Genomic DNA, 15,185 nt, shown 5'->3' on the forward strand with positions numbered 1-15,185 from the left:
ATGACGAACAACCCCTCGACGTTGTACCGCGCCGGTGTGCTGCACTGCCCGGCGGATCCGTCCGCGACGGCGTTGCTGGTCCGTGACGGGCGGATCGTGTGGCTGGGCTCGGATGCCGACGCTCCGTCGGCGGACCGGGTGGTGGAGCTGGACGGTGCGTTGGTGACGCCGGCTTTCGTGGACGCGCACGTGCATGTCAGCGACACCGGGCTGGTGTTGTCCGGGCTGGATCTGTCCGGGGTGCGGTCGGCCGGTGAGTTGTTGGACGCGGTGTCGGCGTACGCGGCGGGGCTGCCGGCGGACGCGGTGGTGCTGGGTCACGGGTGGGACGAGTCGACGTGGGCGGTGGCGCAGCCGCCGTCGGCGGCGCGGTTGGGTCGGGCGGCAGATGCTCGGCGGGTGTACCTGTCGCAGGCGTCGATTCATTCGGCGTTGGTGTCGGAGGCGTTGTTGGCGGCGTGTCCGGAGGCGGTGGCGGCGCCGGGGTACGACGAGTCGGGTTGGCTGCGTCGGGACGCGCACCATGTGGTGCGGGCGGTGGCGCGGGCGTCGGTGACGCGGGCGCAGCGGGTGGCGGCGCAGCGGGTGGCGTTGGAGCGTGCGGCGTCGGTGGGGATCGCGGCGGTGCACGAGTGTGGTGGGCCGGAGATTTCCGACGAGGAGGATTTCACCGGCCTGTTGGCTGTTTCCGGTGCGGGGGTGCCGGAGGTGTACGGGTACTGGGGTGAGTGGGGTGGTGCGGCGCGGGCGCGGGAGTTGGGGGCGGTCGGTGCCGGTGGTGATCTGTTCGCCGATGGTGCGTTGGGTTCGCGGACGGCGCATCTGTCGCAGCCGTATGCCGATGGCGACGGGTGTGGTCACGGTTATCTGAGCGCGGAACAGGTTCGTGATCATTTGTTGGATTGTGCGGCGCACGGGATGCAGGGCGGGTTCCACGCGATCGGTGACGCGGCGGTGTCGACGGTGCTGGAGGGTTTCGCGGGGGCGGCGCGGCGGTTGGGTACGGATCGGTTGCGGGCGGCGCGGCATCGGGTGGAGCACGCGGAGATCGTGGATCGGCGGCTGATCGCCGGTTTCGTGGAGTTCGGGGTGGTGGCGTCGATGCAGCCGGCGTTCGACAGGTTGTGGGGTGGCGCGGGCCGGATGTACGAGTCGCGGTTGGGGTTGGCGCGGTCGTTGGCGTCGAATCCGATGGGTGCGATGCACGGGGTAGGGGTGGCGTTGGCGTTCGGGTCGGATTCGCCGGTGACGCCGTTGGATCCGTGGGGTTCGGTGCGGGCGGCGGTGGCGCATCACAACCCGGTGCAGCGGATGAGTGTGCGGGCGGCGTTCGCGGCGCATACGCGGGGTGGTTGGCGGGCGGTGCATCTGGACAACGAGGGGGTCCTGGCGTTGGGTGCGCCGGCGACGTTCGCGGTGTGGTCCACGCCGGCCGGGGTGGAGCGGGGGTTGCCGGTGTTGCAGGCAGCGGATCCGGAGGCGCGTGGTGCGGACGATCCGACGCCGTTGCCGGTGTGCCGGCGCACGGTGCTGCGTGGTGAGGTGATCTATGAGGAAGGGTCCGCGTGACGGGGAAGCTTGATCTGGATCCGGTGCTGGTGGCGCGGGCGCGGGAGTTGGCGCGGCGGGTCGGGCGGCCGGTGGTGGAGTTGGCGTGTGGTCACACCACGGTGTCGGTGGAGCGGGCGGTGTTGCGGCTGGCCGGGGTGCTCGGCGCGGATCCGGACGGTATTCCTTGGGTGAACCGGCTGGTGGATGCGGTGGTGGCGGATGTCGGTCTGGGGCACGGGGTGGCGTTGCCGGTGTTCGACGCTCTGGCGCGTGAGCAGGTCACGGATGTGACGTTGCTGGCGCAGAAGGCGGCGGCGGGGTCGGTGCGGTTCCAGGTGCCGTCGGGTCGGGCGGCGACGGTGGCGCGGCGGTCTGCCCGGAGGGCGGTCGCGGCGGGGGTCCGGCGGATCGATCGACGGCGGGCCGAGCGGGACCGGTTGGTGAAGCGGTACGGGGATCCGAGGCAGCGGCCGTGGATTTATCTGATCGTGGCGACGGGGGACATCTACGAGGACATTCCGCAGGCTCAGGCGGCGGCGCGGGCCGGGGCGGATGTGATCGCGGTGATCCGGTCGACGGGGCAGTCGTTGCTGGACTATGTGCCGGAGGGGGCGACCCGGGAGGGGTTCGCGGGCACGTACGCGACGCAGGAGAACTTCCGGTTGATGCGGGCGGCGTTGGACGAGTCGTCGCGGGAGTTGGGTCGGTATGTGCGGCTGACGAATTACGCGTCGGGGTTGTGCATGCCGGAGATGGCGACGCTCGCGGGTCTGGAGCGGTTGGACATGATGCTCAACGATTCGATGTACGGGATTCTGTTCCGGGACATCAATCCGGTGCGGACGTTCGTTGATCAGCGGTTCTCGCGTCAGGTGCATGCGCGGGCGGGAATCGTCATCAACACCGGTGAGGACAACTACCTGACCACTGCGGATGCGGTGGACGAGGCGCACACGGTGACGGTGTCGCAGCTGTTGAACGAGTATTTCGCGCATGAGGCGGGGCTGGCGGATTGGCAGTTGGGGCTGGGGCACGCCTTTGAGATCAATCCGGATGTGCCGGAGTCGTTTCGTCTGGAGTTGGCGCACGCGTTGCTGGCGCGGGAGTTGTTTCCGGATGCGCCGTTGAAGTGGATGCCGCCGACGAAGCACATGACCGGGGATGTGTTCCGGGGCAATCTGCTGGACGGGTTCTTCAATCTGGTGGGCGCCATGACGGGGCAGGGCATCCTGCTGGTGGGGATGATGACGGAGGCGGTGGTGACGCCGTGGTTGTCGGACCGGGACATCGCCTTGCAGAACGTGCGGTATGTGCTCGGTGCGGCGGGTGGGTTGCACGAGGATTTCGTGCCGGCGCCGGGTGGTTTCATCCAGCAGCGCGCCCATCGGGTGTTGGCCGAGGCGGTGGAGTTGTTGGAGCGGATCGGTGAGCAGTCGTTGTTGTCGGCGATCGCCGAGGGCACGTTCGGGATCATGAAGCGGCCGGCGGACCGGGGCAAGGGTCTGGACGGGGTGGCGCGGCACGAGGCGGGTTACTACAACCCGGCCACGGAGATCCTGGAGCAGCCGGGAGCGGTGCGGTTGCGGTCCGGGGAGGTCCAGCCGTGAGCGAGCAGAGGATCGTGCGGCCGTACGGGGACACCACCGGTGACGGCATGGTGCAGGTGTCGTTCACGTTGCCGGTGCCGCATGACAAGCGGGCCGAGGGTGCGGCGGTGCAGTTGGCGAACAAGATGGGTATGGATCCGGCGTTGCTGGTGCACGCGAAGCCGATCGGTGACGGGTTCACGTTCTTCGTGGTGTATGGGCGGGTGAACCATCTGGTGGACCTGTCGGCGGTGCGGGTGGTGGAGCGGGATTTTCCGTTGCTGAGCGCCAAGGAGGTCAACGCGGTCGTCAAGCGGCGGTTGCGGCGGAAGTTGTCGGTGGTGGGGGCGTGTATCGGCACGGACGCGCACACGGTGGGCATTGACGCGATCCTGAACGTGAAGGGGATCGCGGGGGAGAAGGGCCTGGAGTACTACCGGGAGTTGTCGGTGACGAACCTGGGTGCGCAGGTGAGTGTGCCGGAGTTGGTGGAGGCGGCGCGGGTGGCGCGGGCCGATGCGGTGCTGGTGTCGCAGGTGGTGACGCAGCGGGATGCGCATCTGCACAACACGCGGGAGATGTCGGCGGCGTTCCGGGAGGCGGTGCCGGCGGGTCGACGGCCGTTGTTGATTGTGGGTGGGCCGCGGTTCGATGAGTCGCAGGCCGCTGAGCTGGGGGTGGATCGGATTTTCGGGCGGGGTACGACTCCGGGTGAGGTGGCGTCCTATCTGGTCCACGCGTTGGTCACGGGTAGGAAGGCGAAGGTGGCATGACTGACCGGCGGTTGGGTGTGACGGTGACGCATCGGCGGTATGTGCCGTATGCGCACGCCCACTATGCGGGTGATCTGGTCGACGGGGCGTACGCGTTGGGTCTGTTCGGGGATGTGGCGACCGAGGTGTGTATCCGTACCGACGGGGACGAGGGGTTGTTCGCGTCGTACTCGGATGTGCAGTTCAAGGCGCCGATGCGGGCCGGTGACGTGCTGGAGGTGGTGGCGACGGTGACCCGGGTGGGTACCCGCAGCCGCACCATCGACTTCGAGGCGCGGGTGGTGTGTCGGGGTCGGCCGGATCGGGGTTCGTCGGCGGCGGAGGTGTTGGCCGAGCCGTTGGTGGCGGTGACGGCGACCGGCACGGTGGTCGTGCCGGCTGCGGTGTGAACGTCGCGGTCTGCGCCGACGTCGGTTCGACGTACACGAAGGTGGCGGTGGTCGACCTCGACGGTGGTGGGCTGGTGTCGGCGGCGGCGGCGCCGACCACTGTGGGTTCGGATGTGCTGCGCGGCCTGGACGCGGCGGTGGGTGCGGCCACGGTCGGGCTGACCTCGGGTGAGGTGCCGTGGTTGGTGTGTTCGTCGGCGGGCGGCGGGTTGCGGCTGGCGGTGATCGGCTACGAGCCGTTGGTGACCGCGCAGGCGGGGCGGCGGGTCGGCCTGTCGGCGGGGGCGGACGTGGTGCATGTGGCCGCCGGGCGGGTGGGTCGGGCGGAGTTGACGGCGTTGCGGGCGTCCCGCCCGGATGTGGTGCTGCTGGTGGGTGGCACCGACGGCGGGGACTCGGAGACGCTCACGCACAACGCGACGCGGTTGGCGCGGGCCCGGTGGCGGGTGCCGGTGGTGTTGGCGGGCAACGTCGACGTGCGTGAGGAGCTGCGTGGGTTGTTGGCCGGGGCGGGGGTGCCGGTGACGGTGGCCGACAATGTGCTGCCGCGTATCGGGGTGTTGGCGCCGTCGTCGGCGCGGTCGGCGATCCGGCAGGTGTTTCTGCGGCATGTGATCGGCGGTAAGGGCTTGTCGCGGGGTGGCCGGTTCGCCCGGCTGGTGCGGGCGGCGACGCCGGATGCGGTGCTGTCGGGGGTGGAGGTGCTCGCCGACGTGGCCGGCGGCGATCTGGTGGTGGTCGACGTGGGTGGCGCGACCACGGACGTGTACTCGGTGCTGACCCCGGACGAGCGGGCCGGCGGGCCGGGCCGGGAGGTTGCCGGTGAGCTGTGGCGGGCGCGGACGGTCGAGGGGGACCTGGGGGTGCGGTGGAGCGCGCCGGGGGTGGTGCGGGCGGCCGTCGAGGAGCGGCTGCTCGCGGCGGGGGAGGCCGACGGGTTGGCGGTCGAGGCCGCGGTGCGGGCCGCCGATCCCGGGTTCCTGCCGGCCGGTGCCGCCGGGCGGGCCGTCGATGCGCGGATCGCGGCGTTTGCGGCGACGGTGGCGTTGCGCCGGCACGCCCGGGGGGTGGGTACCGGTGAGCGGGTTGGCCGGGATCTGCGGGACGTGCGGCTGCTGGTCGGTTCCGGTGGGGTGCTGCGGCATGCCGGGGCCGACGACGCGGCCGGGGTGTTGGACGCGGTGTTGACCGACCATGCCGGTGGGTGGGCGTTGCCGCGGTCGGCCCGCCCGGTGGTGGACACCGACTATGTGCTGGCCGCGGCCGGGTTGCTCGCCGAGGAGCACCGGGGGGCGGCTCGGGGGTTGCTGCGGTCGTTGCTGGTGTGACCGGGGTGGCGGCGACTGTGGTGTGGGTCGGCGGGTGGTGGTTCGGGTAGGCCGTCGCGGTGGTGCCGCCGCGACACGCCGGGTCGGGTGCGACGACTCGTCGGGGGTGGGTTGACAAGGCCGGGGGTGGGCCACGTACCGTCTTTGAGTCCTACCACGGGAAGCGGCTGTTGTTCGCTTCGTCCCTTCGTCCGCTGGCCGAGCGACACGGTGCATGTTCAGTCGCGGCGGCCAGGTCCAGCGGGCGGGGGTCGGCGGGGCGGCGCGAACCGGCCGCGGTTACCGGTGTACGGGCAGGATGGGGTGCACGGCCAGTAGACAACGGTCAGGCGGGGACAGCCAGTCATCGTCGGGTCGGTCCGAAGGTCGGCGTGCCACATTCCGCCGCACCGGCCGGGAGGGGCCTGGGAGCATCGGGGCGCGGCGTATGCCGCGCCCCGACTTCGTATCTGGTGATCTGGTGTGGTGGCCAGGTCGTCGGCGGACGATCATGGCGGGCGGGTAGCCTTCGGCGCGTGATCGCGTCCGACCCGCCCGTGACGACCGTGGACCGCTCCGCCGGGTCCGACCCGCCGCCCTGCGCCCCGCTGGCGGCCGGTCCGGTGCGCCTGCCGGTGGCCGTCGCCATGGCGGTGGCGGCGGGCCTGGCGTTGCTGGCGGCCTTCCCGCCGTACGGGTGGTGGCCGTTGGCGCCGGTCGGGGTGGCGCTGCTGGCCGCCGCGACCCATCGGCGGCGGCTGCGGGCCGGCGCCGGTCTGGGCTTTCTGACCGGTCTGACCCTGTTCGCGCCGTTGCTGGCCTGGACGAACCTGCACACCGGCTACCTGCCGTGGGTGTTGCTGTCGTTGTTGCAGGCCGGTTATCTGGCGGTGCTGGGGTTGGCCACGGCGTGGGTGTCGCCGCTGGCCGACCGGTTTCCGGTGGCGTGGCCGGCAGTGACCGGCGTGCTGTGGGTGGGGCAGGAGGCGCTGCGTGACCGGACGCCGTTCGGCGGGTTCCCGTGGGGGCGGCTGGCGTTCGGTCAGGACGATTCGCCGCTGCTGCGGCTGGCCGCGCTCGGCGGTGCGCCGCTGGTGACGTTCGCGGTGGCGCTGGCCGGTGGGCTGCTGGTCGCCGGGGCGTGGTGGACGGCACAGGCCCGCCGCGGCACCGCCGGTGTCCGGTGGTGGACGCCCGCGGCCGGATGCGCGGTGGCGGTGTTGCTGCTGCTCGCTGGTGGGCTGCTGGTGCCGGTGGCCACGACCCGTGACGCGGCGAGCGTGACGGTGGCGATCGTGCAGGGCAACGTGCCGCGACTCGGGTTGGATTTCAACGCCCAACGGCAGGCGGTGCTCGACAACCACGTCGAGGCCACCATCGCCCTGGCCGGTGAGGTCGACGCCGGCACCCGGCCCCGACCGGATCTGGTGGTGTGGCCGGAGAACTCCAGCGACATCGATCCGCTGCGCAACGCGTCGGCCGGGGCGCGGATCTCCGCCGCCGCGGATGCCGTCGGGGTGCCGATCCTGGTCGGTGCCGTGCTGTTCGGGCCGGAGCGGGGGCAGGTGCGCAACGCGGGACTGCTGTGGCGTCCGGGTAGCGGCCCCGACCTGGAGCAGCTGTACATCAAGCGGCACCCGGTGCCGTTCGCCGAGTATGTGCCGCTGCGCCGGATCGCCCGGATGGTCAGCGACCAGGTCGACCGGGTACGGGCCGACTTCGTGGCCGGCGGCGAGGCGGGGGTGGTCGACAGCGGGCCGGTGGTGCTCGGCGACGTGATCTGCTTCGAGGTGGCCTACGACGGGCTGGTCCGGGACACCGTCGTCGGTGGGGCGCAGCTGCTGGTGGTGCAGACCAACAACGCCACCTTCGACGAGGCGGAGGCGCGTCAGCAGCTGGCCATGGTGCGGTTGCGGGCCGTCGAGCACGGCCGTGCGGCGTTGATGGCCTCCACGGTCGGGGTGTCCGGGTTCGTCGCCCCGGACGGGCGGGTAAGCGACGCCACCGGGTTCAACACCCGCGCGGTCGTGGTGCGGCAGCTGCAGTTGACCGAGGGACGCACCCTGGCCACCCGGGTCGGGGTGCTGCCGGAGGCGGTACTGGCCGGGCTGGCCGTGGCCGGGTTGGCCGGCGCGGCGGTGCTGCGGCGTCGGCGGGACGGCCGATCTGTGCCGGGGGCCGCCCACCCGGGGTGAAGGGGGCAGCGGTGGTACACGGAACCGACATCCGTCCGGTGATGACCGGGGTGCCCGGCGTGGGTCGGGTGCTGGTGGTCATCCCCACCTACAACGAGGCCGACAACGTCACCGGGATCGTGCGGCGGGTCCGTGTTGCCGCGCCGCAGGTGGAGATTCTCGTCGCCGACGACAACAGTCCCGACGGCACGGGCGACATCGCCGAGGGCCTGGCCCGCGCCGACCGGCGGGTGCACGTGCTGCACCGGGAGGGCAAGCAGGGGCTCGGCGCGGCTTACCTGGCGGGGTTCGCGTGGGCGCGGGGGCGTGGCTTCGACGCGGTGGTGGAGATGGACGCCGACGGTTCACACGCCCCGGAGGACCTGCCGGCGTTGCTGGCGGCGGCCCGCGACGCCGACGTGGTGATCGGGTCGCGGTGGACCCGGGGTGCCCGGGTGGTGAACTGGCCGCTGCGGCGGCTGCTGTTGTCGCGGTGCGGCAACCTGTACGCGCGCCTGGCGTTGGGTATGCCGGTGGCCGACGCCACCGGCGGCTACCGGGTCTACCGGGCCGGTGTGTTGGATGCCCTGGACCTGGATTCGGTGTGTTCGCAGGGCTACTCGTTCCAGGTGGAGTTGTCCCGGCTGGCCCATCGTGCGGGTGCGCGGATCGTGGAGGTGCCGATCACGTTCGCCGAGCGGGAACGCGGGGCGAGCAAGATGAGCCCGTTGATCGTCGTGGAGGCGCTGTGGCGGATCACCGGTTGGGCGGTGCGCGACCGGCGTACGGCGGTGCGGCGTGGGCTGCACGCGGCCACGGCCGGGCAGGCGCGGTGGCCCTGAGGGCGGACTCGGCCCGCTACCGGCGAGCCTCCTCGGACACGCGCTGAGCGGGTGGCGTGTCATGCTGGACGAACGGGACGGCTGCGCCGCCGGGGCGGGGCCGACACGACGAGGCGCCGTGAGGCGGTTGGGGTGATATGCGCCGAGCACTGAGGTTCGTACCGTTGGCTTTGCTGGTGTCCGTGGCCGTGGAGATCGCCGTGTTCGTGGTGGTCGGTCGGACGCTCGGGTTCGGTGCGGCGACGCTGCTGGTGTTCGCGGCCTCGCTGCTGGGTCTGGTGTTGCTGCGCCGGGAGGGTGTTCGGGCGTGGCGGGGTTTCCGGGAGGCGGCGCAGTCGGGTCGGCCGCCCGGTCGGCAGGTGACCGACGGGCTGGTGGGGCTGCTCGGCGCGCTGCTTTTGGCGGCCCCGGGGCTGGTCAGTGGCCTGGTGGGGTTGTTGCTGCTGGTGCCGCCGGTGCGGCGGTTGACCCGGGGTGGGGTGCAGCGGGCCGCCGAGCGTCGGGTGTCGTCGATGACCGCCGGTGATCTGTTCGGTCCCCGCCGGGTGCGGGTGTACCGGGGTGGGCCGCAGCAGCCCGGGCAGGCTCCGCCGCCGCAGGCCCCGACGCCGCCGTCTCCGGCGCGTCCGGCGGTGCCGGGCGAGGCCATCGAGGGTGAGATCGTGGAGCCGCGCTGACGTACGCGAAACGGCGCCCCCGGAAGTTCCGGGGGCGCCGTTGCCGTGACGGGTCAGGCGCGACCGCGGCGGGTGCGGACCTCCTGCAGCCGCTCGGCCAGGATGTCCTCCAGCTCGGCGATCGAACGCCGCTCCAGCAGCATGTCCCAGTGGGTGCGCGGCGGCTTGGCCTTCTTCTGCTCCGGCTCGCTGCCGTCGACCAGTCGGGCCACGCTCCCGTCGAACTTGCACTCCCAGGTGGTCGGCACCTCGGCGTCGACGGCGAACGGCACCTCGAACTGGTGACCCTTGGCGCACAGGTACTCGCGGGTCTGCCGCGGCGCGAGCTCCGTGTTGCGGTCGGATTCGTAGCTGACCGCGCCCAGCCGGCTTCCGCGCAGCATACGCTCGCCCATGATCGACTTCCCCTCTTCGGTGGTGCAGGTCCTATCGGTGTAACGGTCCGTCTGCGCCGGGCCATTCCCGCTCCCCGCGCCTCGGCTACCCGCACACCCGGGTGCGCAGTCCAGGGTAGCCGGCCATGACGTGCGCCCGGCGGGGTCGTCCCGGCCGGGTCGTGTCGGCGGACCGTCACCGCCAGCGGGCATGGTAACCGTCCCGGGTCGTCGTCCGTCACCGCGGTGGTTCGACGCGCCGGGCGGGCACCCGTTGGTGTGACACGGCGCGTGCGGCCCGTCAGCCGGTCCGCGGCGTCGGCGGCAGCGGCAACGGCAGCCCCGGCAGGCCGTCGATGCTGGTGGCGATGTCGTCCTTGCCGGCGAAGTAGGCGTCCAGCGACGTGTCGTCCTCCCGGGCGAAACGGCGGGCGTGCAGATCCCGGTCGCTGTCGTAGGTCATCAGCGGTACCGCGTAGCCGCAGGTGTCGCGGATCAGCCGGGCGTGCACCACGATGATCGCCCGCAGGCCGTGCGTGGTGGTGTCGATGTCCGGGAAGTGCGTCAGCAGGTCGGGGAAGCGGGGATCGTCACGGAACACCGGCTCACCCCGGCCGTGTACCCGCACGATGTTGGGCGGGCCGGTGAAGGCGCACCACATCAGCGTGATCCGGCCGTTCTCCCGCAGGTGGGCGATGGTCTCGGCGTTGCTGCCGGCGAAGTCCAGATAGGCCACCGTCTGCTCGTCGAGCACCGCGAGGCAGCCACGCAGGCCCTTCGGGGAGAGGTTGACGGTGCCGTCGCCGGCCAGCGGCGCGGTCGCGGTGAAGAACATCGGCTGTGCCTCGATGAACTCCCGCAGCCGCCCCTCGATGCGCTCATGCGTCTTACCCATAACGCCATCCTCCCCCACCCCACCCACCCCACCCGCCACCCCGCCGTCACGCGCGCCGATCATGCAGTTATGGCAGTCGGTTTGTTTGGATGGAGCGTTTCCTGGGGTGCCACAACTGCATGATCGGCGCGCCAGGTGGGGGTGGGGGGTGGGGGTGGATCGGGTTAGGGGGTGGATCGGGTTAGGGAGGTGGCCAGGTCGGCTACCTTCGCGGCGAGCTGCGCCACCCGCTCGCGGGCATCGTCGCGGTCGGCCTCGGTGGCGTGCAGGCGTACCGTCAGCTCGCTCACCTGGCGCTCGGCGGCGCTGAGCGTCGCCCGCACGCCGGCCAGCTCCGCGCCCAACCGGTCGGCCCGGGCGGCGAGCGCCGCCTGCTGCTCACCGGCCTGCCGGGCCCGCTCGGCCTCGGCCTCGGCCTGCGTCCGGGCCTGCTCGCGGTCGGCGTCGGCCTGTGCCCGGGCCTGCACCGCCCGTTCGGCCTCGGCCCGAGCCGAGGCCGTCTCCGTCCGGGCCTGCTCAGCCTCCGTCCGGGCCTGCTCAGTCGCGGCACGGGTCTGGTCCAAGTCGGCTCGGAGCCGGTCGGCCTCGGCGATTGCCGCGGCGGTGGCGGTGGCGGCCCGGTGCGCCTCGGTGCGGGCAGTGTCGCGTTCGGCGACCAGGTCATCGTTGCGACGACGCTCGGCGGTCAGGTCGGCGCGTACCGACGCCACCTGGGCGCGGGCGGCGTCGCGGTCCGCCTCGGCCTGCGCCCGCAACGCCTGCGCGGCGGCGGCCTCGCGCCGCGCCTCGTCCCGGGCGGTCTGCGCATCCTGCGTCCGCTGGGTCGCCGAGGTGGCCTGTTCGGTCGCGCGGGCGGCCTCGTCGCGGGCGGCGTCGCGCTCGACGATCGCCGCCTGGGCCTGCCGACGCTGCCGCTCGGCCTGGGCCGCGGCGTCCTCGGCGGCCCGCAGCGCCTCGTCGCGTTCGGTCTGCGCCGCCGCGATCTCCCCGGCGGTGTCCGCACGTAGCTGCGACAGCTGCCGCTGCACTCCGGCCGGGGACAACTCGGCGTGCAACGCCTCGGTCAGGGTGGCCACGATCTGGTCGAGCCGGTCCACCGCCTCCCAGGTGCGGGCCACCTGCCCGGGCAGGCCCGGGGCGTTGCGGTGCCGCATGCGGCTGTTACGGGAGGCCCGCTGGCAGGCGCCGTCGTTGTCCCGGCAGTACCGGAACGGGCGGCCCGCACCGGCCCGCTGCGGCACGTCGCGCCCACAGTGGGCGCAGGGGCGGGTGTCGGCGGCGGAAGTCGACTCAACGTCCATCGAGCGGGCAGTCTAGTGCCCCGCCCAGCGCCGCCAACCGGGTCGCGGCGCCGGCTACCCGGTGAACGACACCTCGATCGACTCGCCGGCGGCCACCTGCCGCACCGTCTCGCCGTACGGGCTGCGGACCCGAAGCCGTCGGGGGACCGCCGAGACCAGCCGGGCCCGCACCGCACCCGGCCGCCAGGCCAACTCCTCCACGGTCACCCGCCCGGGACAGCGCACCCCCCGCAGTGTCCCGCGCGGCAGCCCCGGCAGCGGTGCCGGCAGCAGCCGCAGCCGACCGGGCCGCCCCTGCACCAGCGCCTCGATCAGCACCGCCGGCAGGGCATGCGCGGCATCGGCGTTGTAGGTGACCCGACCCGGGTTGTGTGCGCTCAGCAGCGACCGGAAGAACATGTCGTTGCCGACGATCTTGAGTAGGTTCGCCTCGACCAGTGGCCCGTCGTGCAGCCGGGCGGCGGCCAGCGCCCGGTGCAGGCTGCCGTGCGCGGACAGGTTCTCCTCGCCCCGGCGACGCAACGCCCGGTGCGCGGCGGCGGCCAGCTCCGGCGTGTCCTCGGGGTTGATCTCGTCCAGCGGCCACACCGGATACAGGTGGCTGACGTGGCGGTGGTTCTCGTCGGCCCGGTAACCGGGCCAGGCCCACTCGGTCAACGCGCCGTCGGCATCGAGGCGGTACGGCGGCAGCCGCGCCGCCAACCGCGTCCACCGCCGCTCGCCGGTCAGCGCGGCGGCCACCGTGAAGGCGTGCCGCGCCGCGGCGATGTCCATGGTGGCGTTGACCGCCACGTGCATTGCCGTGCCCGACGCGTCCAGCGGCCCGGTCTCCGCCGAGTACGACGGCACGAAACCCCACGTCCCGTCGTCGCCGGTGCGGGTCAGCACGTCGGCGAAGAACTCGGCCACCTCCACCAGCCAACCCGCCACCTCACCCAACGGCTGCCCGGTCACCAGATGCCGCTCGTAGAGCGGGAACAACAGCCAGTGCGCGCCCGGCAGCCACGCCGCGAACGGCCAGTCCGGATGCAGGTGGAACAGGTGGCCGTGCTCGCCGTCGGTGCGGCTGGGTGCCAGCAGCCCGCGCGCCCCGTAGATCGCGCGGGCGTTGCGTCGCCAGTGCTCGACCTGGGCGCGTACCAGCCGGGCGTGTGCCTGCGTGACCTCCGGCAGGGCGGCCAGGTTGGCCGAGGCCAGTTGCAGGTTGAGGTTGGCGTCGGTGGTGAAGTCGCCGGCCCAGGCGGCGTCCCACGAACCCAGCCACAGCCCGGTCAGCCGGGGCGGCAGCACCCCGCTGGCGCTGAGCAGCAGGTAACGCCCGGCGTGGAACAGCCGCTCCAGCAGCGCCGCGTCCAGCGTGCGCGGGTTGGCGGCCTGCCGGGCCAGCAGGTCACCGACCGGCAACGCCCGCTGCGTCGCGGGCACCGCCAGGTCCAGTTCGACGCGCCGGTACGCCGGGGTGTGCCGGGCCGTGTGCCGGTCGAGCAGGTCACCGTAGCGGGCGTCGCGGTGGCCGGTCAGCCGACGCTGCAACGCGCCGGTACGCCACCGGCTGCGCGGCCGGTCGAGTACCGTCACCAGCAGGGTGGGCCCGTCGACGCGTACCTCGTCGCCGTCGATCTCGACCGCGCCGCGCAGCAGGGTCAACCCCTCGAAGCCGTACGCGGCGCCGACCGTCGGGTAGCGCGCCCGCACCCGCAGGAAGACCAGCCCGTCGCGGCGGTACGCCGACACCGCGTAGCGCAGTGCGGCGGGGCGGCCGGGTAGCTCGCCGGTCACCCCGACCCGGCAGACCCCCATGTCGAGCCGGGTGACGATCAGCCGGTCGGTACGTGAGACGAACGAGTGGCGGCTTCCGCCGGCCCACCGCACGACGACCTCGCCGGTGTCGAAGTCGGTGTACCGGCGGTAGTCGCGCACCGGTCCGCCGTCAGCGTCGACGGTGAGGACGAAGCCGGGATGAAACGACTGCGTCCAGCGCAGCACGCCGTCACCGGCCAGCAGCCGGCTCGCCTCCGCGCGCCGGTCGGCCAGGATCAACCGCCGGATCCGGGGCAGCAGCGCGGCCAACTGTGGAGGCTGGACGTCGTGGGTGCCGTTGGGCAGCACGAACCGGTGATGGTTGACCACGATGCGTTCGGCCCACGGCCGCCCGTGCACCATGATCCCGTACTCGCCGTTGCCGGCGAGCATGGCGTCCTGCCAGCCGGCCGCCGGGGCGGTGTCCCAGATCTGGTGAACCGGACCGGTCACCGGGCCGCCGCCCGGCCGTCGTACGCCGTCGGGACGCCGATCGCCGTGGCCGTGCTGTCCCGGACGGTCAGCCGGGGTTGCAGCAGCGTCACCTGCGGGGTCGGCTCGTCGCGCAGTTTCCGCATCAGCAGCGACACGGCCTGCCTGCCGATCTCCTCGGCCGGCACCGGCACCGAGGTCAGGCGCGGGCTGGCGTGCTCGGCGAACTGGTCCGGGCAGACAGCCACCACCGACACGTCATCGGGCACCCGTCGGCCCAACGCGGCCAGCGCGGCCTGCACCGGGCCGACCGCCGCCTCGTTCTGCACCACCAGGCCGGACAGCTCCGGTTGCCGGGCGAACAGCTCGACGACCCGGGCGTGCACCTCGGCGGCGTTCTCCTCGCAGGGCAGCGTGACCGCCTCGACACCGTGCCGGGTAGCCGCCTCGACCACGCCCGCCCGGGTGCGGTGGGCGAATCCGGTGCCCCGGTCGTAGACGGCGGCCGGGGCGCCGAGCAGCGCGATGCGGCGGTGTCCCAGCCCCGCCAGATGTTCCACGCAGACCTGGCCGGCCCGGTGGAAGTCCAGGTCCACACAGGTCAGTCCGTTGGTGTCGGCGGGCAGCCCGATCAGCACGCTGGGCCGACCCAGTCCGCGCAGCAGCGGCACCCGCACGTCGTGCAGCTCCACGTCCATCACCAGCACCCCGTCGACCAGGGCGCCGGCGGCGATGCGGTGCAACCCCTGCGGGCCCTCGTCGGAGGTCAGCAGCAGCACGTCGTGGTCGTGACCACGGGCGGAGGTCACCACCGCCGTGGCGAACTGCATCACCACCGGCACCTGGATGCCTGAACGCAGCGGCAGCACCAACGCGATGACGTTGGCGCGTCGGCTGGCCAGGGCCCGCGCGCCCGCGTTCGGGTGGTAGCCGAGCAGGCGGACGCTTGCCAGCACCCGGTTGCGGGTCAGCTCCGAGATGGCCCGCTTGCCGCTGAGCACGTACGACACGGTGCTCACCGCGACGCCGGCGTGCCGGGCCACGTCGGCGATGGTGGGCTGACCGGTAGGCACCCGGCCCCGCC

Annotated in this window: 13 protein-coding genes; 8 read left to right on the forward strand and 5 right to left on the reverse strand. The window is 72.8% G+C overall.

Features of this window, described 5'->3' with window-relative positions; translation table 11 throughout:
* From O7601_RS21210 to O7601_RS21245, 8 genes are all read left to right on the forward strand, one after another.
* Complete coding sequence (locus O7601_RS21210; protein WP_281562839.1) at positions 1-1,569, forward strand: amidohydrolase family protein; 1,569 nt, start codon at positions 1-3, stop codon at positions 1,567-1,569.
* Positions 1,566-3,158: a lysine 5,6-aminomutase subunit alpha gene (locus tag O7601_RS21215; protein ID WP_281562840.1), complete on the forward strand. Its 1,593-nt coding sequence runs from the start codon at positions 1,566-1,568 to the stop codon at positions 3,156-3,158. The genes O7601_RS21210 and O7601_RS21215 overlap by 4 nt, the downstream gene beginning before the upstream one ends.
* Positions 3,155-3,910 carry an OAM dimerization domain-containing protein gene (locus O7601_RS21220; RefSeq protein WP_281562841.1) on the forward strand — a complete coding sequence of 252 codons (756 nt, stop codon included), beginning with the start codon at positions 3,155-3,157 and terminating at the stop codon, positions 3,908-3,910. The genes O7601_RS21215 and O7601_RS21220 overlap by 4 nt, the downstream gene beginning before the upstream one ends.
* A complete protein-coding gene (locus tag O7601_RS21225; RefSeq protein WP_093402361.1) occupies positions 3,907-4,299 on the forward strand; it encodes a hotdog domain-containing protein in 393 nt (130 codons plus the stop codon). Before O7601_RS21220 ends, O7601_RS21225 begins: the two co-directional genes overlap by 4 nt.
* Entirely contained in the window at positions 4,296-5,627 is a 1,332-nt protein-coding gene (locus O7601_RS21230; RefSeq protein WP_281562842.1) for a glutamate mutase L, read from the forward strand. The genes O7601_RS21225 and O7601_RS21230 overlap by 4 nt, the downstream gene beginning before the upstream one ends.
* A 587-nt stretch (positions 5,628-6,214) precedes the next feature.
* Positions 6,215-7,801: an apolipoprotein N-acyltransferase gene (lnt, locus tag O7601_RS21235; RefSeq protein WP_281566997.1), complete on the forward strand. Its 1,587-nt coding sequence runs from the start codon at positions 6,215-6,217 to the stop codon at positions 7,799-7,801.
* 41 nt (positions 7,802-7,842) lie between these two features.
* Entirely contained in the window at positions 7,843-8,622 is a 780-nt protein-coding gene (locus O7601_RS21240; RefSeq protein WP_281566998.1) for a polyprenol monophosphomannose synthase, read from the forward strand.
* Positions 8,623-8,759: 137 nt separating this feature from the next.
* Positions 8,760-9,299, forward strand: a complete 540-nt coding sequence (locus O7601_RS21245) for an FxsA family protein (protein WP_281562843.1) — start codon at positions 8,760-8,762, stop codon at positions 9,297-9,299.
* Positions 9,300-9,352: 53 nt separating this feature from the next.
* Here the strand turns inward: O7601_RS21245 and O7601_RS21250 are convergent, their stop codons facing one another.
* The 5 genes from O7601_RS21250 to O7601_RS21270 all read right to left on the reverse strand — a co-directional run bounded on the left by O7601_RS21250 (position 9,353) and on the right by O7601_RS21270 (position 15,174).
* On the reverse strand, positions 9,353-9,694 hold the full coding sequence (locus O7601_RS21250; RefSeq protein ID WP_046564157.1) for an RNA polymerase-binding protein RbpA: 342 nt from the start codon (positions 9,692-9,694) through the stop codon (positions 9,353-9,355).
* Positions 9,695-9,974: 280 nt separating this feature from the next.
* Positions 9,975-10,568: a pyridoxamine 5'-phosphate oxidase family protein gene (locus O7601_RS21255; RefSeq protein WP_281562844.1), complete on the reverse strand. Its 594-nt coding sequence runs from the start codon at positions 10,566-10,568 to the stop codon at positions 9,975-9,977.
* Between the two features lie 164 nt (positions 10,569-10,732).
* On the reverse strand, positions 10,733-11,869 hold the full coding sequence (locus tag O7601_RS21260; RefSeq protein ID WP_281562845.1) for a hypothetical protein: 1,137 nt from the start codon (positions 11,867-11,869) through the stop codon (positions 10,733-10,735).
* Between the two features lie 54 nt (positions 11,870-11,923).
* The gene (locus O7601_RS21265; protein ID WP_281562846.1) at positions 11,924-14,122 is read right to left on the reverse strand and encodes a glycoside hydrolase N-terminal domain-containing protein; all 2,199 of its coding nucleotides are present in this window, start codon (positions 14,120-14,122) and stop codon (positions 11,924-11,926) included.
* On the reverse strand, positions 14,119-15,174 hold the full coding sequence (locus O7601_RS21270) for a LacI family DNA-binding transcriptional regulator (RefSeq protein ID WP_281562847.1): 1,056 nt from the start codon (positions 15,172-15,174) through the stop codon (positions 14,119-14,121). Before O7601_RS21270 ends, O7601_RS21265 begins: the two co-directional genes overlap by 4 nt.
* Between the last annotated feature and the right edge of the window lie 11 nt (positions 15,175-15,185).

It is taken from the genome of Verrucosispora sp. WMMD573 (assembly GCF_027497175.1).
In the GTDB taxonomy this organism is placed as follows: Bacteria; Actinomycetota; Actinomycetes; order Mycobacteriales; family Micromonosporaceae; genus Micromonospora.

What these genes read in the sequence shown, in the direction of transcription:
- O7601_RS21210 (WP_281562839.1), top strand. Translation starts at nt 1, where the DNA reads ATGACGAACAACCCCTCGACGTTGTACCGCGCCGGTGTGCTGCACTGC.
- O7601_RS21225 (WP_093402361.1), top strand. Translation starts at nt 3,907, where the DNA reads ATGACTGACCGGCGGTTGGGTGTGACGGTGACGCATCGGCGGTATGTG.
- O7601_RS21240 (WP_281566998.1), top strand. Translation starts at nt 7,843, where the DNA reads ATGACCGGGGTGCCCGGCGTGGGTCGGGTGCTGGTGGTCATCCCCACC.
- O7601_RS21245 (WP_281562843.1), top strand. Translation starts at nt 8,760, where the DNA reads ATGCGCCGAGCACTGAGGTTCGTACCGTTGGCTTTGCTGGTGTCCGTG.
- O7601_RS21250 (WP_046564157.1), bottom strand. Translation starts at nt 9,694, where the DNA reads ATGGGCGAGCGTATGCTGCGCGGAAGCCGGCTGGGCGCGGTCAGCTAC.
- O7601_RS21255 (WP_281562844.1), bottom strand. Translation starts at nt 10,568, where the DNA reads ATGGGTAAGACGCATGAGCGCATCGAGGGGCGGCTGCGGGAGTTCATC.
- O7601_RS21260 (WP_281562845.1), bottom strand. Translation starts at nt 11,869, where the DNA reads ATGGACGTTGAGTCGACTTCCGCCGCCGACACCCGCCCCTGCGCCCAC.